General features: G+C 74.2%; 13 protein-coding genes and 1 tRNA gene. 6 read left to right on the top strand and 8 right to left on the bottom strand.

Annotated elements, in window-relative coordinates; translation table 11 throughout:
* Nucleotides 1–122: 122 nt before the first annotated feature.
* Together ABZY57_RS19810 and ABZY57_RS19805 are read right to left on the bottom strand one after the other, a co-directional pair.
* A complete protein-coding gene (locus ABZY57_RS19810; protein WP_356513617.1) occupies nucleotides 123–1,943 on the bottom strand; it encodes an ATP-binding SpoIIE family protein phosphatase in 1,821 nt (606 codons plus the stop codon).
* 147 nt (nucleotides 1,944–2,090) lie between these two features.
* Nucleotides 2,091–3,482, bottom strand: coding sequence for an NAD(P)/FAD-dependent oxidoreductase (locus ABZY57_RS19805; RefSeq protein WP_356513607.1), 1,392 nt, complete (start codon nucleotides 3,480–3,482; stop codon nucleotides 2,091–2,093).
* A 345-nt stretch (nucleotides 3,483–3,827) separates the two neighbouring features.
* Here ABZY57_RS19805 and ABZY57_RS19800 point away from each other — a divergent pair, with 345 nt between their 5' ends.
* Both ABZY57_RS19800 and ABZY57_RS19795 read left to right on the top strand, forming a co-directional pair.
* Nucleotides 3,828–4,628 (top strand): helix-turn-helix domain-containing protein, encoded by an 801-nt coding sequence (locus tag ABZY57_RS19800; protein ID WP_356513605.1) that lies wholly within the window; start codon nucleotides 3,828–3,830, stop codon nucleotides 4,626–4,628.
* Between the two features lie 382 nt (nucleotides 4,629–5,010).
* Nucleotides 5,011–6,990: a sigma-70 family RNA polymerase sigma factor gene (locus ABZY57_RS19795; RefSeq protein ID WP_356513603.1), complete on the top strand. Its 1,980-nt coding sequence runs from the start codon at nucleotides 5,011–5,013 to the stop codon at nucleotides 6,988–6,990.
* A 120-nt stretch (nucleotides 6,991–7,110) separates the two neighbouring features.
* On the opposite strand, the gene ABZY57_RS19790 is transcribed toward ABZY57_RS19795, so the two are convergent.
* On the bottom strand, nucleotides 7,111–9,375 hold the full coding sequence (locus ABZY57_RS19790) for an asparagine synthase-related protein (protein ID WP_356513601.1): 2,265 nt from the start codon (nucleotides 9,373–9,375) through the stop codon (nucleotides 7,111–7,113).
* A 669-nt stretch (nucleotides 9,376–10,044) separates the two neighbouring features.
* Here ABZY57_RS19790 and ABZY57_RS19785 point away from each other — a divergent pair.
* The 4 genes from ABZY57_RS19785 (at nucleotide 10,045) to ABZY57_RS19770 (ending at nucleotide 15,291) form a co-directional block, all read left to right on the top strand.
* On the top strand, nucleotides 10,045–11,583 hold the full coding sequence (locus ABZY57_RS19785; protein WP_356513599.1) for a sporulation protein: 1,539 nt from the start codon (nucleotides 10,045–10,047) through the stop codon (nucleotides 11,581–11,583).
* An 81-nt stretch (nucleotides 11,584–11,664) separates the two neighbouring features.
* On the top strand, nucleotides 11,665–12,864 hold the full coding sequence (gene lhgO, locus ABZY57_RS19780) for an L-2-hydroxyglutarate oxidase (protein ID WP_356513615.1): 1,200 nt from the start codon (nucleotides 11,665–11,667) through the stop codon (nucleotides 12,862–12,864).
* A gap of 257 nt (nucleotides 12,865–13,121) precedes the next feature.
* Nucleotides 13,122–13,943 carry a tRNA (guanosine(46)-N7)-methyltransferase TrmB gene (trmB, locus tag ABZY57_RS19775; protein WP_356513597.1) on the top strand — a complete coding sequence of 274 codons (822 nt, stop codon included), beginning with the start codon at nucleotides 13,122–13,124 and terminating at the stop codon, nucleotides 13,941–13,943.
* Nucleotides 13,944–14,046: 103 nt separating this feature from the next.
* Nucleotides 14,047–15,291 (top strand): PrsW family intramembrane metalloprotease, encoded by a 1,245-nt coding sequence (locus ABZY57_RS19770; protein ID WP_356513613.1) that lies wholly within the window; start codon nucleotides 14,047–14,049, stop codon nucleotides 15,289–15,291.
* Here ABZY57_RS19770 and ABZY57_RS19765 read toward each other — a convergent pair.
* The 5 genes from ABZY57_RS19765 to ABZY57_RS19745 form a co-directional block, all read right to left on the bottom strand.
* Nucleotides 15,242–16,291, bottom strand: coding sequence for a M23 family metallopeptidase (locus ABZY57_RS19765; RefSeq protein WP_356513595.1), 1,050 nt, complete (start codon nucleotides 16,289–16,291; stop codon nucleotides 15,242–15,244). The two genes, ABZY57_RS19770 and ABZY57_RS19765, sit on opposite strands and share 50 nt — an antisense overlap.
* A gap of 281 nt (nucleotides 16,292–16,572) precedes the next feature.
* Nucleotides 16,573–17,754: a PP2C family protein-serine/threonine phosphatase gene (locus tag ABZY57_RS19760; protein WP_356513593.1), complete on the bottom strand. Its 1,182-nt coding sequence runs from the start codon at nucleotides 17,752–17,754 to the stop codon at nucleotides 16,573–16,575.
* A gap of 176 nt (nucleotides 17,755–17,930) precedes the next feature.
* Nucleotides 17,931–18,004 (bottom strand) — tRNA-Met (locus tag ABZY57_RS19755).
* 229 nt (nucleotides 18,005–18,233) lie between these two features.
* Entirely contained in the window at nucleotides 18,234–19,286 is a 1,053-nt protein-coding gene (locus ABZY57_RS19750) for a TauD/TfdA family dioxygenase (RefSeq protein ID WP_356513591.1), read from the bottom strand.
* A gap of 4 nt (nucleotides 19,287–19,290) precedes the next feature.
* The gene (locus ABZY57_RS19745) at nucleotides 19,291–20,412 is read right to left on the bottom strand and encodes an aspartate kinase (protein ID WP_356513589.1); all 1,122 of its coding nucleotides are present in this window, start codon (nucleotides 20,410–20,412) and stop codon (nucleotides 19,291–19,293) included.
* Nucleotides 20,413–20,414: the final 2 nt, after the last annotated feature.

Genomic DNA, 20,414 nt, shown 5'->3' with positions numbered 1-20,414 from the left:
CCGCATCCACTGGGGTGTTGACGGGGTTTATGCCCGCCGCGGGGGTCCCCGCGTTGAACGGGCCCCATAACACAACACGCGCCCGCCCGGGCCGGGGGCCCGGGGCCCTCCTCCGTGTTCGGCTACGGGGCCTTGTCCGGGAGGGCGAACTCGCACCAGACGGCCTTGCCGCCGCCCGGGGTGCGGCGGGAGCCCCAGGCCGAGGCGATGGTGGCGACGATGGAGATGCCGCGGCCGGTCTCGTCGGCCGGTTCGGCGCGGCGGCGGCGCGGGAGGTGGTCGTCCCCGTCGGTGACTTCGATGATCAGCCGGCGGTCGGTGCGGCGCAGGCGCAGGCGCATCGGCGGGGTGCCGTGCTGGAGGGAGTTCGCGACGAGCTCGCTCGCGGCCAGGACTCCGAGGTCGCACAGCTCCACCGGGAAGCGCCAGGAGGCCAGGACTCCCTGGGCGAAGGCGCGGGCGCGCGGAGCGGCCTCGATGCCACCCAGGAGTTCGAGAGCGGCGTTGTGGAAGAGCTCGGCGTCGGCGCCGGTGCGGGCGGGCTGCTGGAGGACCATCACGGCGACGTCGTCGTCGTGGTCTGCGTCGACCCCGAGGGCGCGCATCAGGCGGTCGCAGATGACGGCGGGGGCGCCCTGGGCGCCGGAGAGGGCGCGCTCCAGGGCGGCGACGCCTTCGTCGATGTCCTCGCCGCGGCGCTCGACCAGGCCGTCGGTGTAGAGGACGGCGGTGGAGCCGGGGCCCAGCGCGATGGTGCCCGAGGTGTGCAGCCAGCCGCCGGTGCCGAGCGGCGGGCCGGTGGGGTCCGCGGCTCGGCGGACCGTGCCGTCCTCGTCGCGGACGAGGATCGGGAGGTGGCCCGCGGAGGCGTACGCGAGGAGACCCTCGTTGGGGTCGTGGACGGCGTAGACGCAGGTGGCGATCTGGCTGGCGTCGATCTCGGCGGCCAGTCCGTCGAGAAGCTGCAGGACCTCGTGGGGCGGCAGGTCGAGACGGGCGTACGCGCGGACCGCGGTGCGGAGCTGGCCCATGACAGCGGCGGCGCGGACGCCCCGGCCCATGACGTCGCCGATGACGAGGGCCGTGCGGCCGGCGCCGAGGGTGATGACGTCGTACCAGTCGCCGCCGACGGCGGCTTCGGTGCCGCCGGGCTGGTAGGTGGCGGCGACGCGGAGGTCGTCGGGCTGTTCGAGCTCCTGGGGGAGGAGGGAGCGCTGGAGCGTGACGGCGGCCTCGCGCTGGCGGCGCTCGCTGGCACGCAGCCGTTCGGCGGCCTCGGCGTGGTCGGTGACGTCGGCGAGGTGGATCAGGACGCCGGTGCCGGTGTGGGCTTCGGGTTCGCCTTCGGCTCCGGCGCCTGTGTGGGCGTGGGCCTGGGTCGTGTCGGCGTCGGCCTTGGTCTTGGGGAACTCGATCGGGGTGCAGGTGACCGTGTACGAGCTGGTGCCGCCGGGTGCGGTGCGGTTCTTGGCGGTACGGGGCTTGCCGCTGCGCTGGACCTGGTCGAGGAGCGGGAGCAGGCCGAGATCGCCGAGCTCGGGGAGGGCCAGGTGGGCGGGGGCGCCGGGGGCGCGGGTGCCGAAGCCGGCGGTGTAGGCGTCGTTGACGTAGGCGACGCGGTGCTCGGGGCCGTGCACGAGGGCGACGAGGGCCGGGAGGCGGTCGAGGACGTCGCGTACGGAGAGCTCGTCGAGGGAGGGTGCGGGGATCCCCGTACCGTCGGCGGCGGCCGACGCGCAGCCGGCGCCGGGGGCGGAGCCGGTGCCGCGGACCGTGGGGTCGGCGGGGCAGCCGTCCGGGCCGGACGCGGAATGGCCGACGGCGCCGCGGGCGGCCGGGACCGAGCCCTCGCCCCGTTTGGCCTGGGCGGCGGCGTGTTCGGACCGGGCGGCGGCGCGACGCTGCGTTCCGGGGAACCGGGCGCTCCAGCGCGTGAAGTTCACTGCGTTCAAGCCTCGTGGTGTCGCTCGTGGTCGCTGTGTCACTCGGTGGCGATCGGGTGGCACTCGGATGTCACGCTGATGTCACTCTGTGCAGGTGTGAGCCCACCTATGGTCACACGTCCAGTGTGGCCGACGGGACTGACAGCATCAGCCTTCGCTCTTCTTCGGAGGGTCCTTGGGGCCTCCGCCCGCCGCGAGTTCGAATTCTGCTCTGGGGTGTTCGAGGGATCCCAGTGAGACGATCTCACGCTTGAAGAGGCCGGAGAGCGTCCACTCGGCGAGCACGCGCGTCTTGCGGTTCAGGGTCGGGACGCGGCTGAGGTGGTAGGCGCGGTGCATGAGCCAGGCCGGGTAGCCCTTGAGCTTGCGGCCGTAGACGTGGGCGACGCCCTTGTGGAGTCCGAGGGAGGCCACGGATCCCGCGTATTTGTGGGCGTACTCGGTGAGGAGTCCGCCGCGCAGGGACGAGACGAGGTTGTCCGCGAGCACCTTGGCCTGACGGACGGCGTGCTGGGCGTTGGGGGCGCAGGCGACGCCCTTCTCCGGGGCGGTGATGTCGGGGACCGAGGCGGCGTCGCCGGCGGCCCAGGCGTGCTCGACGCCCTCGACGGTGAGGAAGGAGGTGCAGGCGAGGCGGCCGCGGTCGGTCTTGGGCAGGTCGCTGGCGGCGAGGATCGGGTGCGGTTTCACGCCGGCGGTCCACACGACGGTGCGGGTGGGGAAGCGGGCGCCGTCACTGAGGACCGCGACCCGGTTCTCGCAGGATTCGAGCCGGGTCTCCAGGCGCAGGTCGATCCCGCGGCGGCGCAGCTCGCGGATCGTGTACGTGCCCATCGCGGGGCCGACCTCGGGGAGGATCCGGTCGCTGGCCTCGACCAGCACCCACTTCATGTCCTCGGGCTTGACGTTGTGGTAGTAGCGGGCGGCGTAGCGGGCCATGTCCTCCAGCTCGCCGAGTGCCTCGACGCCCGCGTAGCCGCCGCCGACGAAGACGAAGGTGAGGGCGGCGTCGCGCAGGGCGGGATCGCGGGTGGAGGAGGCGATGTCCATCTGTTCGATGACGTGGTTGCGCAGGCCGATGGCCTCTTCCACGGTCTTGAATCCGATGGCGTACTCGGCGAGGCCCGGAATGGGGAGCGTGCGGGAGACGGAGCCGGGGGCGAGGACCAGTTCGTCGTACTCGATCTCGACGGGGCCGCCGCCTTCCTCGTCGGTGGCGAGGGTGGTGACGGTCGCGGTCCGGGCGGCGTGGTCGATGTGCCGGGCCTCGCCGATGACGATGCGGCATTTCGGCAGGACCCGGCGGAGCGGGACCACGACGTGGCGTGGGGAAATGGAGCCGGCGGCCGCCTCGGGGAGGAAGGGCTGGTACGTCATGTAGGGCTCGGGAGAGACCACCGTGACCTCGGCCTCGTCGGCTCTCAGCTTTCGCTGGAGTCGGAGCGCCGTGTACATGCCTACGTAGCCGCCGCCGACGATGAGGATCCGCGTACGGGGCGGGGTACCGGGGGCCGTGCCCCGGGAGTTAGCAGCCTTCACCGTCCCATGACGCAACGTGGCCGGGAGTTTGTCCACAGGCCCGACAGATTGTGTGACCGGAGGGGACGGCGGGGCGAGGTGGTCGGGGGGTGCGCATGGAGGGGAAGGTGCGCAGGTCAGACGGTACGGAATGAATGATTCCGGAGGCTTCGAACGGAAAATTGGGGGTGAATGCTCCGATCGGGCGGTGGTCCGTCCGGGGCTCCCCCTTCTGAATTGACTCTGGCTCAACTATGTTCGTAACGCGTCGAGGAGTAGGACCAGGGCCCTCATGACCGTGGCCCCCCTCGACATGAAGGCGGGGAGTGTCTCCGGGGGGAGACAAATGATTACCGGGGGATACATATGAACATTTCCGATTTCCATGCTTCTGCCACCGCTCTGTCGTCGGCCGCTTCCGCGACCGACAACCACGGGCGGCTGATGGCCAGCGGCGCCACCACGCACGGCGTGGGCCGCTCCACGCCGCTGCGCGTCGATGCACAGCGCAACCTCGAGCACGTACTTCGCGCGGCCCGCGAGGTGTTCGGCGAGCTCGGCTACGGGGCTCCGATGGAGGACGTCGCGCGACGCGCACGGGTGGGCGTCGGCACCGTGTACCGACGGTTCCCCAGCAAGGACGTCCTGGTCCGGCGGATAGCCGAGGAGGAGACCTCGCGACTGACCGAGCAGGCCCGCACGGCTCTCGGCCAGGAGGAGGAGCCGTGGCAGGCGCTGTCGCGCTTCCTGCGCACCTCCGTCGCCTCGGGCGCCGGGCGGCTGCTGCCGCCGCAGGTGCTGCGGGTCGGCGGGCCCGGTGAGGACGGGGCCGAGGGGACGGACGGCGAGGCCGCGCGGGTTCCGCACCAGCGCCAGGTCGTCGCGGCCGGCGGTGCGCCCGACCTGCGCGTCGTCGGCGCCGCGCGGACCGGCCTGGACGACGAGCCCTCCGAGGACGCGGGCGCGGGCGAGCTGCTGGAGGTCGTCGGCCGCCTCGTCGACCGGGCCCGGGAGGCCGGTGCGCTGCGCGCCGATGTCACGGTGGCCGATGTGCTGCTGGTGATAGCGACGGCCGCGCCCGCGCTGCCGGACGCGGCGCAGCAGGCGGCGGCTTCCGCCCGGCTGCTCGACATCCTGCTCGAAGGGCTGCGGTCCCGGGCGGCTTAGGGCCGGGGTGCGGCTCAGGTCGGTTCGGGCCTGAGGTCGGTTCGGGCCTGAGGTCGGCTCGGGCCTGAGGTCAGCTTCGGCCTGAGGTCGGCTCGGGCCTGAGGTCGGCTCCGGCCGGAGGCTGAGGTCGGCTCCGGCCGGGGGCTGAGGTCGGGGGGCGGCTCGGGTCGGGAAGTCGGGCAGGTCTGCGGGCTTGCTCCGGTGGTGGGCGTCAACCGGCTCCTTCCTTGGGCCTCTCGCTCGAACGGGTGAGGCTCCGTACGGCGATTCGTCGGGGCTTGCCCGGATGAGTGGAAGGTGTGGAGACCGGTTCGGCGCGTGCCCGCCGTGTGCCACGCTGGATCGGTGGACCGGTTGAGTGTGTCGTGCGAGGGCTTCCGCGATGAGCGTTGACGGGCGGGAAGAGCCTCACGGTGGTGCCGGCGGCGAGGTCGAGGCAGGCAGCCTGCCAGCGCGGCAGGTCCCGGCGCAGCGCGAACCGGGTGGCCGGCACGCCGCCGGCGCGAGCGGGGAACTCCCGCCTTCCGACGGGGACTTGATCGCCCGGATGCGCGGGGGTGACGACAGGGCCTACGAGGAGCTGTTCCGCCGCCACTCCGATGCCGTGCGCCGCTATGCCCGTACCTGCTGCCGCGACGGGCACACCGCCGACGATCTGACGGCCGAGGTGTTCGCGCGGACGCTCCAGGCCGTGCGGGGCGGGGCGGGTCCGGACCAGTCGGTGCGCGCCTACCTGCTGACCACCGTGCGCCGGGTCGCCGCCGCCTGGGCGAAGACGGCCAAGCGGGAGCATCTGGTCGAGGACTTCGCGCTGTTCGCGGAGCAGGCCTCCGGTTCCGGCGACGGCACGGTCGGGCTGCCCGGTCGGGCGGGCGACGACACCCTCGAACTCGGCGCCGATGTGCGCGCCATGCACGAGGCCGAGCAGACCCTTGCGATGCAGGCCTTCCGGAGCCTGCCCGAGCGGTGGCAGGCCGTGCTCTGGCACACCACCGTCGAGGAGGCCTCGCCGAGCGCGATCGCCCCGCTCTTCGGACTGAGCGCGAACGCCACCGCGGTACTGGCCAGCCGGGCCCGCGAGGGCCTCAAGCAGGCATACCTCCAGGCCCATGTGAGCACCGCGCTGAGTTCCGGCGGGGACTGCGCCCGGTACGCCGACCGGCTGGGCGCCTATGCCCGCGGGGGCCTGCGGATGCGGGCCGAGCGGGGGCTGCGCAAGCACCTCGAGGAGTGCGCCCGGTGCCGGGTCGCCGCCGGGGAGCTCAAGGACGTCAACGCGGGCATTCCCGCGCTGCTGCCGGTCGCCGTCATCGGGTGGTTCGCCGCCGGGTACGCGGCCAAGGCGGCAGGAGTGGTGGCCGGCGGGGCCGTCGCCGCGGGTGGCGCCGGGGCCGCCGCCGCAGCCGCGGGCGGGTCCACGGCTGGTGTCGGTGCTGCGGGTGGGGCCGGAGCTGGGGCCGCGGGTGGGGCCGCGGGTGGAGGCGGGGCCGGCGGGGTCGGCGGAGCCGTGGCTTCGGAGGGGCTCGGGATGCCGGCCAAGGCGGCCATCGCCGCCGGGGTCGTGGTGGCCGCGGCCGCCGGCGTGGTGTTCGCGCTGGCCGGTGACGACGCCGCTCCGACCGTCCGGGCGAACCCGGCGCCGGGCGTGGCCGCGCCGGTGCCGCGGAGTCCGGCCGCCGCCGCGCCGGAGCCCGGCCCGTCGCGGGCGCAGCCGTCGGCGGCACGGGAATCCGTACCGCCCCCGAAGCAGCGGACGCCCCCGCCGCCGGTTGCCGTCGCGCCGGCCGTGCCGGCGCCCTCGCGGAGCGCGGAGCGGTCCTCGCCCGCTCCGAGTCCCAGTCGGGCCCCAGGGCCGAAGCCGAGCCCCACGCGGAGTCCCGTACCGCCCCCCAGGCCGGCGCCTCCCCAGCCCGCGCCGCAGGCCCCGCAGGGGTTCCCGCTCTCCTCACTGGGCCAGTCCGCCTACGGGAACCACGACGGCCCCGAGATCGAGACCTGGCGGAGCAGCTGGGTGTGGCAGCGCTGGGGGCCGGTGATCGGCGGACAGCGCTTCTCGCACGGGATCACCGTCAACTCCCGTTCCTCCGTGCAGATCACCCTCAACCGCAAGTGCGTCGCCTTCTCCGCGCGGGCCGGTGTGGACGGCATGTCGCTGCTCACGGACGGCACGGTCCGCTTCTCCGTGTACGCGGACGGACAGCGGCTGTGGCAGTCCCGGGCCCTGGGCTACGAGGACCCGGCGGCGCACGTGTCCGTCTCCCTCTCCGGGCACAGGACGCTGCGCCTGGTCGTGGAGCGCGCCGGGGGCGGCCGCCTGCCGACGCTGGCGAGCTGGGCCGACTCCGTCATCAGCTGCCGCTGAGGGTGGCGGTGGCCACGGTGGCCCCGCGGTGGCGGTGACCGCTCCGAGGGGTCCCGGACTCCACGCCCCCGCCGCCGCCCGGCGGTGGGATGCGGGAGGATCTGCGCCGGCGGCCAGGGGTCAGGACAGTGCGGGGCGGAGGGGGACTCCCGTGGGGACGGCTCTGCGGCGGGGGGTGGAGGTGCCGGTCCAGCAGGTGCCCCGGCGGGCCAGGAGGCGGCCCAGCCACAGTTCCATCGAGACGAGTTCGGCGAGGCCGTCGAGCGGGACCGGGCGGCCGTCCGCCGCGTCGAGGAGGGCCTGGCGGACGACCCGGGCTTCGATCAGGCCCGCGTCCGCCAGGAGCGGCGACGTGAAGAGGGTCAGGAGTCGCGGGAGGGCCGCGCGCAGTCCCAGGCGGGTCGCCGATTCGTTCGGGGCGTGGGTCGTCGCGCCCCACCCCGGGGGGAGGTCCCGGACCCCGGCGGAGGACAGGACACCGCGCAGGACCGCCGCCCGGGCGCCGGGTTGCACGCGCAGGGATTCGGGCAGGGCCCGGGCGGCCCGTACGACCTGGTTGTCGAGGAACGGCGCGTGCAGCCGCTGGCTGCGGACCTCCACGGCCTGCTCGAAGACCCGGTGGTCGGCGGCGTGCCGGGCCAGGGCGGCGCGGGCCCTGGCCTCCCCGGGGTGCAGCGAGAGGGGAGGGCGGCCCGCGGCGGCGGTGAGGCGGATCGACACCTCGGCGAGTGCCTCGCCCGTGAGCCAGGCCGCCGCCGGGCCCGGCCGGGCCCACGTCAGGGCCGCGAGCGAGGCGTCCACCGGGGAGGTGGGGCCCGCGGCCGGGACCCCGTCGCGCAGGCGGGCCGCCGCGGCCTCCATGCCGGCGCGGTAGGGCGTACGGGCCAGGCGTCGGGCCGCCGCGTACACGGTGAGGGGGACGAGGAAGGGGAGGAGGAGGGAGTCGCCCTCGGTCGGGGCGGAGCGGGCGAGGGCCATGGTGGGGCGGAGCAGGTGGCGGCGGCGGCGGTCGAGCAGGAGGTCGGCCAGCCGGGCGGGGTGGGCGTCGAGGACCTGGCGGGCTCCGTGGCCGGTGAAGTGGTCCGCCGAGCCGGCCGCGAGGCGGCGGCGCTCGCGGGCGGCGAAGACCAGGGAGGGGCCCGGTTCGTCGGTGAGTGGCCCGTCGAGGTCGGCGTACGGGAGGGCTTCCTCGGCGGCGGCCACGACGACGTGGTGCAGGCGGGGGTCGGACGCGATGGCGTGGGCGCGTTCCAGTTCGGGTTCGCGGCCCTGGGGGGTGGCCAGGTCGTTGAAGGTGACGGCGAGGAGGCGTTCGCCGGTGCGGCCGAGCAGGGCGCCCGGTGCGCCCGGGAGGCCTGCCGCGAGCAGGGCGAGGGTCGCGGAGGCGCTGCCGCCGGAGAGGTCCGCGCCGACTCCGGGGACGGGCGCGGGGGCGCCGCGCGCGGCCCGGCGGTCGGCCGGGCCCATTCCGGGGACGGGGCCGGGGTCGTAGGGCAGCGTCTCGGGAGCATGCCGCGGAGCCGTGAGCCGGGCGCGCACCGCGTCGACCAACGCTTCCCGTACGCCCTCCACCGCGAGCTCGGGATCGGCCGTGGGGGCGGCCACCGCGAGGGAGGCCACCGGCTCGTACCCGGTGATCTCCCGCGAGCCCTCGCGCAGGATCAGCGCGTGGCCGGGCGGGATGCGGCGTACGCCGACGTACGGTGTGCCGTCGCCCAGCGCCTCCGGGCTGTCGGGGCAGGCGAGCAGGGCGGCGAGATGGCCGATGTCGAGCTGCGCCTCGATCAGGTCGGCGAGCGGGAGGGCGGCGGTGGCGTACGCGGTCCCGCTCGCCCAGGGCGTGTAGAAGACGGGGCGCGCCCCGGCCAGGTCGCCGACGACGGTGATGCGGCGGCCGGCCTGGACGACGGCGGTGTAGCTGCCGGGCCACTGGGTGAGGTGGCGCAGCGCGCCGCCGCGGGCGGCGTAGAGGGCGCGGCGCAGTTCCTCGTCGGTGGCGCCGCAGCAGCCGAGGACCGCGAGGCGGGTGAAGGGGTCCGCGGGGTCGGCGGTGAGCGTGCGGATCTCGTCGGGGCGCCAGTCGCCGACGGCCCACAGGGGGTCGGGATCGCCCCAGAGGAGCTGGGCGCCGACAGGGACCACGGTGCGGTCGGCGTCGGCGGCGCCCGGTTCGTCGGGGTGACGGGCGTCGGCGAGCCCGCCGCGGACCGGGCCGTCGCCCCATGCGTCGGGGCCGGAGCCGTGCCCTGGGCCGTAGCCCGCGGCCGAGCCGTAGCCCGAGCCGTATCCGCCCTGGTCGGAGGCGTGCGCGGCGCCGTGCCCCGCGACCCGTCCGGCCGTGCCGAAGCTCGCGGCGATACTGCTCCAACCCACCAACCAGCGCACCGCCGCCTCCCCAGCCCGTGGGCACCTGACCGGGGTGCGAACCGTGCGGCCGGCGCTCAGCGCGCGGCCGGAGGGACCCCGGGTGGCTCGGGGTCCATGCTGCCACGAGACAGGCGTGCGGGAGTGGGTAAGGGGGGCGCACGTATAAACGAATACGCCCCGGCCATGCGGTATTTGGCGTTCCGTTCCGACCGCCCCATAGGTCGGTTTCGGCCATTCTTCAGCCGTACTGAGAGCCCTGCGCGGAGCTGGTGCGGAGCCTGCGCGCAGCCCCGCCGGTCCGCCGCCCGGGCCCGTCCCGCGGAGCGCGGTCCGGGGGGCGGGATCCACCCCCCGGACCGTTCCGCCACCCGCGGGGATTGAGGCAGCGGCATCCCCCGGCCCGCCCGGTCCGCGCGGCGGGTCGACCCACGCACCGCACATCGAATCGCCGGGCCCCCGCAGCGGCCAGAGCGCACGGGTGGGCGCACGGCCACACGGGTGGAGCACGCGCTGACACGTGCGCCCCGGCCCCGGGCCACCGCCCGACTGTGCATACGGACAACAATCCCGCCATACGGAACAGGGGGCCTTAACGCTTGGGAGGCGGGGAACTACGCTGGGTTTACGAAATGCCGGGCGCCTATGCCCCGGCGGCGTCTGCGTTCCGCGTGTGACGAGGGGTGGCGCATGTCCAGGGAGCTCCGCGAGCCCAATGAGAAGCTCGGCGCCGTCCTCGCCCTCGCGGGCATCAGCAACGCCGGGCTGGCCCGGCGGGTCAACGACCTCGGCGCACAGCGCGGTCTGACCCTTCGCTACGACAAGACCTCGGTGGCCCGCTGGGTGTCCAAGGGGATGGTGCCGCAGGGCGCAGCCCCGCACCTGATCGCGGCGGCCATCGGCGCGAAGCTCGGCCGGCCCGTGCCCCTGCACGAGATCGGGCTCGCGGACGCCGATCCGGCGCCCGAGGTGGGGCTGGCATTCCCGCGCGACGTCGGCGCGGCCGTGCGCTCGGCCACCGACCTCTACCGGCTCGACCTCGCCGGCCGGCGCGGGGGTGGCGGAATCTGGCAGTCACTCGCCGGTTCCTTCTCGGTGTCGGCGTACGCGACGCCGGCTTCACGCTGGCTGATATCTCCTGCCGACAGCTCGGTGGCACGCGAACCGGTGGTGCGCGAGCCGGCGTCACGCGCGGCACCGCCGGAAGGCCTTCCGGCGCCGCCCCGCGCCCATGTCGGGGGTGTGCCCGCCCAGCCTTCCGGTGAAACGCCGACGGCGCCCGCTCCGGCCGCGCCCGAGACCGGAGGCCCGCAGCGCGTGGGCCACAGCGACGTGACCAAGCTGCGCGAGGCCGCCGAGGACGCCCGCCGCTGGGACTCCAAGTACGGGGGCGGCGACTGGCGCTCCTCGATGGTCCCCGAATGCCTGCGGGTGGACGCGGCGCCGCTGCTGCTCGGCTCCTACACCGACGAGGTGGGCCGCGCGCTCTTCGGCGCCACCGCCGAACTGACTCGGCTGGCCGGCTGGATGGCCTTCGACACCGGACAGCAGGAAGCCGCCCAGCGCTACTACATCCAGGCGCTGCGCCTGGCCCGCGCCGCGGCCGACGTACCGCTCGGCGGGTACGTGCTGGCGTCGATGTCGCTGCAGGCCACCTACCGGGACTTTCCCGACGAGGGCGTGGACCTCGCGCAGGCCGCCGTCGAGCGCAACCGGGGCCTGGCCACGGCTCGGACGATGAGCTTCTTCCGCCTCGTCGAGGCCCGGGCGCACGCGAAGGCAGGCGATTCGGTGGCCGCCGGGGCCGCGCTGCGGGCCTCCGAGGGCTGGCTGGAACGGGCCCGGGACGGCGACGCCGATCCGACCTGGCTGGGCTTCTACTCGTACGACCGCTTCGCGGCGGACGCGGCGGAGTGCTACCGCGACCTCAAACTCCCGCGCCAGGTAAGGCGTTTCACGGAACAGGCACTGTCCCGGCCGACGGAGGAGTACGTACGATCACACGGGCTGCGGCTCGTCGTGAGCGCGGTGGCCGAGCTGGAGTCCGGGAACCTCGACGCGGCGTGCGCGGCGGGGACCCGGGCGGTGGAGGTGGCGGGACGGATCTCGTCGGCGCGGACGACGGAGTACGTACGGGACCTCCTGCACCGGCTGGAACCGTACGGGGACGAACCGCGCGTCGCCGAACTGCGCGAGCGGGCCAGGCCTCTGCTGGTAACCCCGGCATAGGCCCCGCGTGGCCCCGTTGTCAGTGGCGGGGTGCACTATGCAGGGGTGGGAGGTGTCAGTGTGGGCGGCGGCGTGGGCGGCATGGGCAGGCTGGACTGCGATGTGCTGGTGATCGGCGGCGGGATCGTCGGCCTGTCGACGGCGCATGCCCTCGCGGGGCTCGCTCCGGGAACCCGGGTGGTCGTCCTGGAGAAGGAGGACGGCCCCGCACGGCACCAGACGGGCCGCAACAGCGGTGTGATCCACAGCGGGATCTACTACAAGCCGGGCTCGCTCAAGGCGCGCTTCGCGGTGCGCGGTGCGGCCGAGATGGTCAAGTTCTGTACGGAGCACGGCATCCCGCACGAGGTGACGGGCAAGCTCATCGTCGCCACCGGGCGGGACGAGCTGCCGCGGCTGCACGCGCTCGTGCAGCGGGGCCGGGAGAACGGCATCCCGGTGCGGGAGCTGGGGCCGACGCAGATCTCGGAGTACGAGCCCGAAGTGCGCGGGCTCGCGGCGATCCACGTCGGGACCACGGGGATCGTGGACTACGGGCGGGTCGCCCAGCAGCTGGCGGAGTCCTCGGGGGCGGAGATCGTCTACGGCGGGGCGGTGGATCTGATCTCGCGGCGGGCGTCGGGCGTGGCGGTGCGGACGAGCGGCGGGCTGGTCGTGCGCGCGCGGGTGCTGGTGAACTGCGCGGGGCTGCAGTGCGATCGGATCGCGCGGCTGGCCGGGGACGACCCGGGGATGCGGATCCTGCCGTTCCGGGGCGAGTACTACGACCTGGCCCGGCCCGAGCTGGTCCGCGGGCTGGTCTATCCGGTGCCGGACCCGGCGTTCCCCTTCCTCGGCGTCCACCTGACCCGGGGCATCGGAGGCGGGGTCCACGTCGGGCCGAACGCGGTGCCGGCGCTGGCGCGCGAGGGGTACGGCTGGGGTGTGGTCCGGCCTCGGGACCTCGCGGACGAGCTGGCCTGGCCGGGATCCTGGCGGATGGCCGCGCGGCACTGGCGGTACGGAGCGGGTGAGGTGCGGCGGTCCCTGTCGAAGGCGGCGTTCGTCGAGGCGGTGCGCAGGCTGCTGCCCTCGGTGCGCGGCGAGGATCTGGTGCCTGCGGCTGCGGGGGTGCGGGCGCAGGCCGTGCTGCGGGACGGGACGCTGGTGGACGACTTCCTGATCCGGGAGGGGGAGCGGGCGGTGCACGTGCTGAATGCGCCTTCGCCTGCGGCTACCGCTTCGCTGCCGATCGGGCGGGAGATCGCTGGGCGCGCGCTCAAGGCTCTGCGCGGCGCGTAGCCCTGCGGGGCTTGCCCTGGCCCTTGCCGGCCTTTGCCGTCCGGTGCCGGCCGGTGCCGGGATCCTCTGCGCGGGGCCTGCCCCTCGGCCGGCGCGCGGCTGCGGGTGTGCCGCTGCGCGGGGCGAAGTCCCCTACCCGCCCTTCCACCGTTCCCCGGGCTCTGCCCGGACCCGCGTGGCGGGCTGGCTCTGGGTGGGGGTGCTGTGCGGTTGGGCGAGCGGTGCCGGCGGGTGGCCGCGCGTAGAATCCGGGGATTGTGTCTGAGTCACTGAGTCCCCAGAATCCCGCCTCCCGGCCCGCGCCGGAGGCGACCGGTACCTACACGCCCCCGAAGTGGCGTACCGAGCCGCGGTTTCCCGACGGGCCCGCGCCCGATCCGGCCGGGTCGCATCACGAGCGGCGGATCCGGAGCTTCCAGCCCCGTCGCAGCCGGGTGACCACCGGGCAGGGCGAAGCCCTGAAGCGGCTCTGGGGGACCTGGGGGCTCGACATCGACGGGCACGAGGTAATCGATCTCAAGAAGATGTTCGACGGGCTCCCCGTCGTCCTGGAGATCGGCTTCGGCATGGGCGAGGCCACCGCGCAGATGGCCGCCGCCGACCCGGGGACCGGGATCCTCGCCGCCGACGTGCACACCCCCGGGCAGGGGAACCTGCTCGCCCTCGCCGAGCGGGGCGGGATGACCAATGTGCGGGTCGCCAACGGGGACGCCATCATCCTGCTCCGCGAAATGCTGCCCCCGGACTCCCTCGCCGGGATCCGCGTGTACTTCCCGGACCCCTGGCCCAAGGCCCGCCACCACAAGCGGCGCCTGATCCAGCCCGAGTTCCTCGCGCTGGCCGCCACCCGCATGGTGCCCGGGGCGATCCTGCACTGCGCGACCGACTGGGAGCCGTACGCCGAGCAGATGCTCGAAGTGCTGACGGCCCAGCCGGAGTTCGAGAACACGCAGGCGGACGGCGGTTACGCGCCCCGGCCCGACTTCCGGCCGCTCACCCGCTTCGAGGGCCAGGGGCTGGACAAGGGGCACGTCGTACACGATCTGCTGTTCCGGCGCACGGGTAACGCCCAGAACTGAGCACATCACTCCGCGTGTCGGGTCGGCTCGGTAGAGTCATCACGTGCTCCGAGCGACCCGGCCGCCCCGGCTGCCGCACCGCGTACCGCGTACCCCCGGCGCCGTGCGTACCTGCGTACTCGTCGTGCTGCTGGGCGCCTGCGGCGTGGCGATCCTGGAACTCGTGCGCGAACAGACCGGTACCCCCGGGTTCTTCGTCGGTCTGGGCCTGGCCCTGCTGCCGGTGGCGCCGCTCGTGGCGACGTTCCGCTGGGTGGGTCGGGCCGCGCCGCATCCGTGGGCGCAGGTGGCGTTCTGCTTCGGCTGGGGGGCGTGCGCGGCGGCGCTGATCGCCATACTGGCCAACAGTTTCGCGACCCAGTGGATAGCCGCGGCCACCGCCGATCCGTCCGATGCCGACCAGCTCGGCTCTGTGGCGATCGCCCCGGTGGTCGAGGAGAGCGCCAAGGCGGCGGCCCTGCTGCTGGTGTTCCTGTTCAGGAGACGCCAGTTCACCGGCCCCTCGGACGGTTTCGTGATGGCCGGCTTCACCGCCACCGGCTTCGCCTTCACCGAGAACATCCTCTATCTCGGCAACGCCTTCGACGAGGACGTCGAGAACGGCGCCGGGGTGCTGAACTCCGTGACGGCCGCGACCTTCTTCGTCCGGGGCGTCATGTCCCCGTTCGCGCATCCGCTGTTCACCGTGGCCACCGGTCTCGGCTTCGGCGCCGCCGCGCTCGCCGTGCGCCGTACGCGCCGGATCGGCCTGCCCCTGCTGGGCCTGGGCTCGGCCATGGGGCTGCACGCGTTGTGGAACAGCTCCTCGGACCTGGGCGAGTCCGGGTTCTACGTGGTCTACGGCTGCGTGATGGTCCCGGTGTTCGGGCTGCTGGCCTGGCTGGCCGTGTTGATACGGCGCCGTCGGCTGCGGGCCGTCGCCGGGGAGCTCGCCCTGTACGCGGCCGCCGGCTGGCTGGGCCCGGCCGAGGTGCCCGCGCTGGTGTCGATGCCCGCGCGCTCCCTGGCCCGCGCGCTGGCCCGGAGCACCGGGGGCCGGCCGGCGGGACGGGCGGTCGCCCTGTACGAGGCCGATGCCGCGGCCCTGGCCCTGCTACGCCACCGGGCGCGCAGCGGCGGCCCGGCCCGGGAGCCGGACTTCGCGGGGCGGGAGAGGGAGTTGCTGCGCCGGCTCTGGCTGCGCCGGGCGACGGCGGGCCCGGCACTGTCCCGGGCCGCGGTGCTGGAGGACCTGCTCCCGCCCTGGTTCGACCCGCTGCGCCCGCTCGACGGGCCGGCGCCGGGCCTCGTACCGGGTCCTAGACGTTCAGGCCCCGTGCCTTCAGCCATGACAGCGGGTCCACCGTGACGCCGCCCTGGCGCACTTCGAGGTGGAGGTGGGGGCCGGTGACGTTGCCGGTCGCGCCGACCCGGCCGATGGTGTCGCCCCCGGTGACGGAGCCGCCGGTCACCGACATCGAGGACAGGTGGCAGTACCAGATCTCGGTGCCGTCGGGGAGCTCCAGCACGATGCGGTAGCCGTACGCCCCGGACCAGCCGGCCGAGGTGATCTTGCCGGAGCCGACCGCCTTGACGGGGGTGCCGGTCGGGGCGGCGAAGTCGAGGCCGGTGTGGTGGCCGGAGGACCACATCGAGCCGGAGTCGCCGTAGTGCGAGGTGAGGGTGTAGGCCGAGGTGGGCAGGAAGAAGGATCCGGCCGCCCGGGCGGCGCTCTCCGCCTTGGCCTTGGCCTCGGCGGCCTCCTTGGCGGCCTGCGCCTGGCGCGCTTCCTCGGCCGCGGCCTTCTCGGCCGCTTCCGCCGCCGCCTTCTCGGCCGCTTCCTTGGCCGCCTGGGCGTCGCGGGCCTGCTGGGCCGCGGCCTCCTGGGCCACGCGCTCGGCTTCGGCCCGCTCCTGGGCCGCGGCGGCCTCGTGCTGGGACTCGGCCTGCTGGAGGATGCGGCTGCGCAGCAGTTCGCCCGCGTCGGAGCGGCGGTTGGCCTGCTGCGGGATGATCCCGGTCCGCGCCTGCTCCGTGGCCCCCGCGGCGACCGCGTTCCCGTCGACGGCGTCCTGGTCCGCGCCGCCCAGGGCCTCCGGGAGGGAGGGCAGCGGCGGCAGCGACGGCAGGGATATGGCGACCTGGGGCCGGTCCTGCGCGGTGGCGATGCCGCCCGCGCCGACCGCGGCGATCACGCCGACGCCGAGGACGGTGGAGGAACGGGCCAGTCCCCCGCGCTGCTTGAGCACGCGGTGCTTGCCGCGTGGCGGCCGGGCCGAGTCCTCGGTGGGGTTCCACTCGCCCCAGGCACCGGCGGTGGGCTGCTCCTGGACGTCGTTGCCTTCAGGGGCAGGCGAGTTGGAGGCCACCGGGGCACACTCCTCTGGGCGAGCACGCGCACGGTGCCGTCTCTTGCGACGGCTGGGACGACCGCTCTGCGTTATCGAACGGTAATAGAGAAAGGGGAGTGATTCCAAGCAGTTGCGATTGATCGTTAACGACAATCAGCCACCATCTGCTCGGCTCTGGCCAGGACTTATCGTCGCATTCAGGTGTCATCTCGGGCAAAAAATGACCACCCCTCCCACCCCTCTCGCCACATCTTCACATTGACGGTACGTCAGATCGCTTGCCGAGTGCGCTCTTTCGGTTACGCTCCGTCCCCTTTCGCGATCACCTGCACCGTCCGGCGCCGGCTCGGCTGCCGCGCTCCGGGTCTGGCCACCGCCAGCAGGGCCATGTCGTCCGTGGCCGCGCCGCCCGTGTGGCGGCGGACATCGGTGGCCAGCGCGCTCAGCAGCTCGTCGGGCCCGGGGAAGACCCGCCCGCGCAGCCGGGCCGCAGGATCGTAGAAGGCCCCCGTCCCGTCCCGGGCCTCGGTCAGCCCGTCCGTGTACAGGAGCAGCGTCGCCCCCTCCGGGAAGGGCCACTCCTGCACCCGGTCCGGCCAGCCGCCCAGCTCCCCCATGCCCAGCGGCAGCGCCGGCTCGGCGGGGGCCAGCTCCGCGAGGCCGCCGTTCGCGTACAGCAGCAGGGGTTCGGGGTGGCCGCGGTTGACGAGCCGCAGCGTGCCCGCGCCCGGCGGGATCTCGCCGAGCACGCACGTCGTGAACCCCTCCACCGCGTCCAGGCTGTCGCGCCGGTTCCCCTCCCGGGCCAGCGCCCGCTCCAGCCGCCGGGCCACCCCCTCCAGCGTGGGCTCGCTCTCGGCCGCCTCCCGGAACGCCCCGAGCACCACGGCCACGGCCTCGACCGCTCCGAGCCCCTTGCCCCGTACGTCGCCCACCGCGAGGCGCACCCCGTGCGGGGTGTCCTGCACGGCGTAGAGGTCGCCGCCGATGAAGGCGTCCGCCTGCGCGGCCTCGTAGGAGGCGGAGACCTGGAGGCCCGCGATCCGCTCGGCGGGCGTCGGCAGGACGGCGCGCTGGGCGGCCTCGGCGATCCCGCGCGCGGAGGCGAGCTGCTCCGTACCGCGCCGCACGACGATGTTGATGAGCGTGGCCAGGCCGGAGACGGTCAGGACGGTGACCAGCTCGGTCATGGCCTCCACCTTGAAGGTGGTGCCGTTGTAGAGGTGCAGCACGACCACCGCGAGGGTGGCCAGCATCCCGGTGAGGACGGTGGCCCGGAGCGAGAACAGCGGGGCCGCGATGAGCGGGGCGGCGGAGAAGAAGGGGGAGCCGGTGAAGCTGGGCGGGGTCAGCACGTCGAAGAGGAAACCGAGGACGATCAGGGTGCCCGGGAGCATCTTGATGATCCGGCGGACCACGGCGCTGGCGGCGACCGCGCCGAAGACGCGCTCGCCCCTGCTCTGCCGGCCCAGCCCCACCACGCTGCTCTCCTGCCGCCCGGTCCGCCTCGCCCCCCAAGGCTGGGGGCAGGAGGGCCCGTACGGCGAGCCGGGCAGGACCGTTCGGGTGACGGCGTGCGCGCAGCGGAGCGGGACGCGTCCACCGCGGACACGACGAAGGCCCGGTCCCCCACAGGGGACCGGGCCTTCGTACTGAGTAGCGGGGGCAGGATTTGAACCTACGACCTCTGGGTTATGAGCCCAGCGAGCTACCGAGCTGCTCCACCCCGCGTCGGTAAACCCAACTCTACGCCATCCGGGGGGAGGCCTCCGCCAATTAACGTCCGGGCCACCCCTGGGGCGGCGATAACAGCTGGTCAGAGCCGTGAAACACGGCGGGGGGCCGCCGGTTTCCCAGCGGCCCCCGCATCTCCCGCTCGCGCGCGGAAGCGCCCCGTGGTCTCGGAACCTGTGGTCTCGGAACCCGTGGTCTCAGAACCCGTGGTCCAGGACCCCGTGGCTCAGAAGTGGATGCGGCGGTCCTCCGGGGTCACCCGGTAGCGGATGTCCCACAGGTTGCGCCGCACGTAGGTGCGCTGCAGCCAGCGGTCCTGGCCGTCGTAGCGGGCGGTGAAGGTGGACCGGGCGTGGACGCCCTTGCGGTTGTTGATCAGCAGGGCCTGGCCCGGCCGCAGGTACACCTCGTGGGAGACGGCGCGGCAGACCGACTGGAGCTGGTCCAGGGCGGCCTGCGCGCCGCTGGTCAGCGCGCGCACGCCGTTGGCCGAGATGACGATCTCGGGGTGGGTCTCGTCGCCGCTGATCAGCGGGACCGGGTCGGAGAGGACCTCGCCGCCGCCGGCCACGTCGCGGACGTAGCTGCCGGGGGCGTTGAGGCGGAACAGCGGGGAGCGCAGGGTCTCCAGGACGGAGGGTGCGAGGGCCGCCGAGACGTCGCGGGCGTCCGCGTAGAAGGTGCCGGCCATGCCCTCGTGGTCCGCGCGGACGCAGCTGAGGACGAGGAAGTCGGGGTTGGCGATGTCGTAGCGGCCGATCACGTCGTGCGTGATGTCGCTGTGGAAGTTGAGGAAGACCTCGGAACCCTGGTTGGTCTGGGTCGTGGCACCGCCCGCGACGGGGATGACGTCGTGGACGAGCCGGCCCGCCTTCTCGGTGAGGACGCCGATCGGCTCGCCGAGCAGCCCGCTCAGGCCGAGCAGGACGCCTTCGGCGACCCAGGTCGACTTCTCGCGGCTCGGGCCGCCGTCCGTCGGGGTGGCCGGGACGGACGGGTCCACCGGCAGGTTCTCGACCAGCGCCACTCCCGCGGTGTCGATGTGCCGCCCGAAGTCCAGCAGCTGCTGGAACACCTCGGTCGGCAGTCCGGCGAAGATCTGCAGCCAGCGGGCCATGGAGAAGTCGATGTCCGCGAGCGGGTCGGTCACCTGGAGCAGTCGCTCGCCGAGGGCGTCGCGCACCGCGTCGGGCAGGGTGATCCGGGTGAAGGTCTCCACGGGCGCGCGGTCCGCGGTGAACAGGTCGGCCTCGAGGGGCCGTTCGATGCTGGTGGTCATGGGATCACACTCCTGTCGGAAGGGATTCGGGGAAGGCGAGGCTCGGGTCGTGGAGGATGTCGTGCAGCTCCTGGGCGAGGTGCAGGGCCTCGCCGGCGTCGGCCGCGAGGTGCGTGGCGACCTTGCTGCCGCGCAGCGCGGTCACGGGAACTCCCGCGTACGTGCCGGGAGTCAGACCGCCCCGGCGCTGGAACTCCTCCAGGTCCACGAAGCCGCCGACGACCGCGACCAGGGGGCCGGTGGTCAGTCGGATGGTGTCGATGTTGGCGCCGTGGAAGGCGTTGAAGGCGAGGTCCGCGTCGGCGTCGCTGTCGTACGACAGGGCCACCGAGCGCTGGTTGAGGACGACGGCCGTCGCCGAGGCACCGCGCGAGCCGATCACCGAACCCTCGGTGAACGGGGCCCGGTTGAGGCGGCAGACGATCTCGACGCCGTGCTTCTGGGCGAGCCGTACGGACCGGCGGTGCAGCACCTTGGCCCCGTACAGCGACATGAGCGCCGCGATGTTGTACGAGACCTCGGGCAGCAGCCGGGTGCCGCTGACCAGGTGCGGGTCGGTGCTGTAGATGCCGTCGACGTCGGAGTGGATCTCGCAGCGCGGGGCGCCGACGGCGGCCGCGATGGCCACCGCGGACAGGTCGGAGCTGTTCTTGCCCAGCCACGTCGGCCGGCCCTGCGCGTCCGCCGCCTGGCCGCCCGGCACGACCACGATGTCGTGGTCGCGCAGGGCCGTGCGCAGCGGCTGCGGGTCGGTGCGCTCCAACCGGGCCCACATGAAGGCCGAGTTGGTGACCAGGCCCAGCTGGTGTCCGGCGAGCACGGTGGCGCTGCGGCCTTCCCGGTGCAGGGCCGTGGCGAGCAGCTGTGCCCCGATAGTGTCGGCCAGCGTCAGCAGGCCGGCCACCGTCTCGTCCTCCGGGTGCGGGTTGACCTGGCTCAGCCGCTCCCGGAACTGCTCGGTCTCGCCCGGCTGGCCGCTGACGACGACGACCAGTTTGGTGCCGTCCGCGTCCACGCGCTCGCCCAGGACCCGGGCGAGCTCGCCGTAGGCGGCGAGGGTACGGAAGCTGGAACCGCCGAACTTGAGCACGGCGGGCACGGCGGTGTCCGCGATGCCCGCGGGCACGG

This window comes from Streptomyces sp. NPDC006450, assembly GCF_040612195.1.
GTDB lineage: Bacteria > Actinomycetota > Actinomycetes > Streptomycetales > Streptomycetaceae > Streptomyces.
Note: the sequence above shows the minus strand (reverse complement) of the source record. Positions and strands in the feature narration are given on the sequence as shown.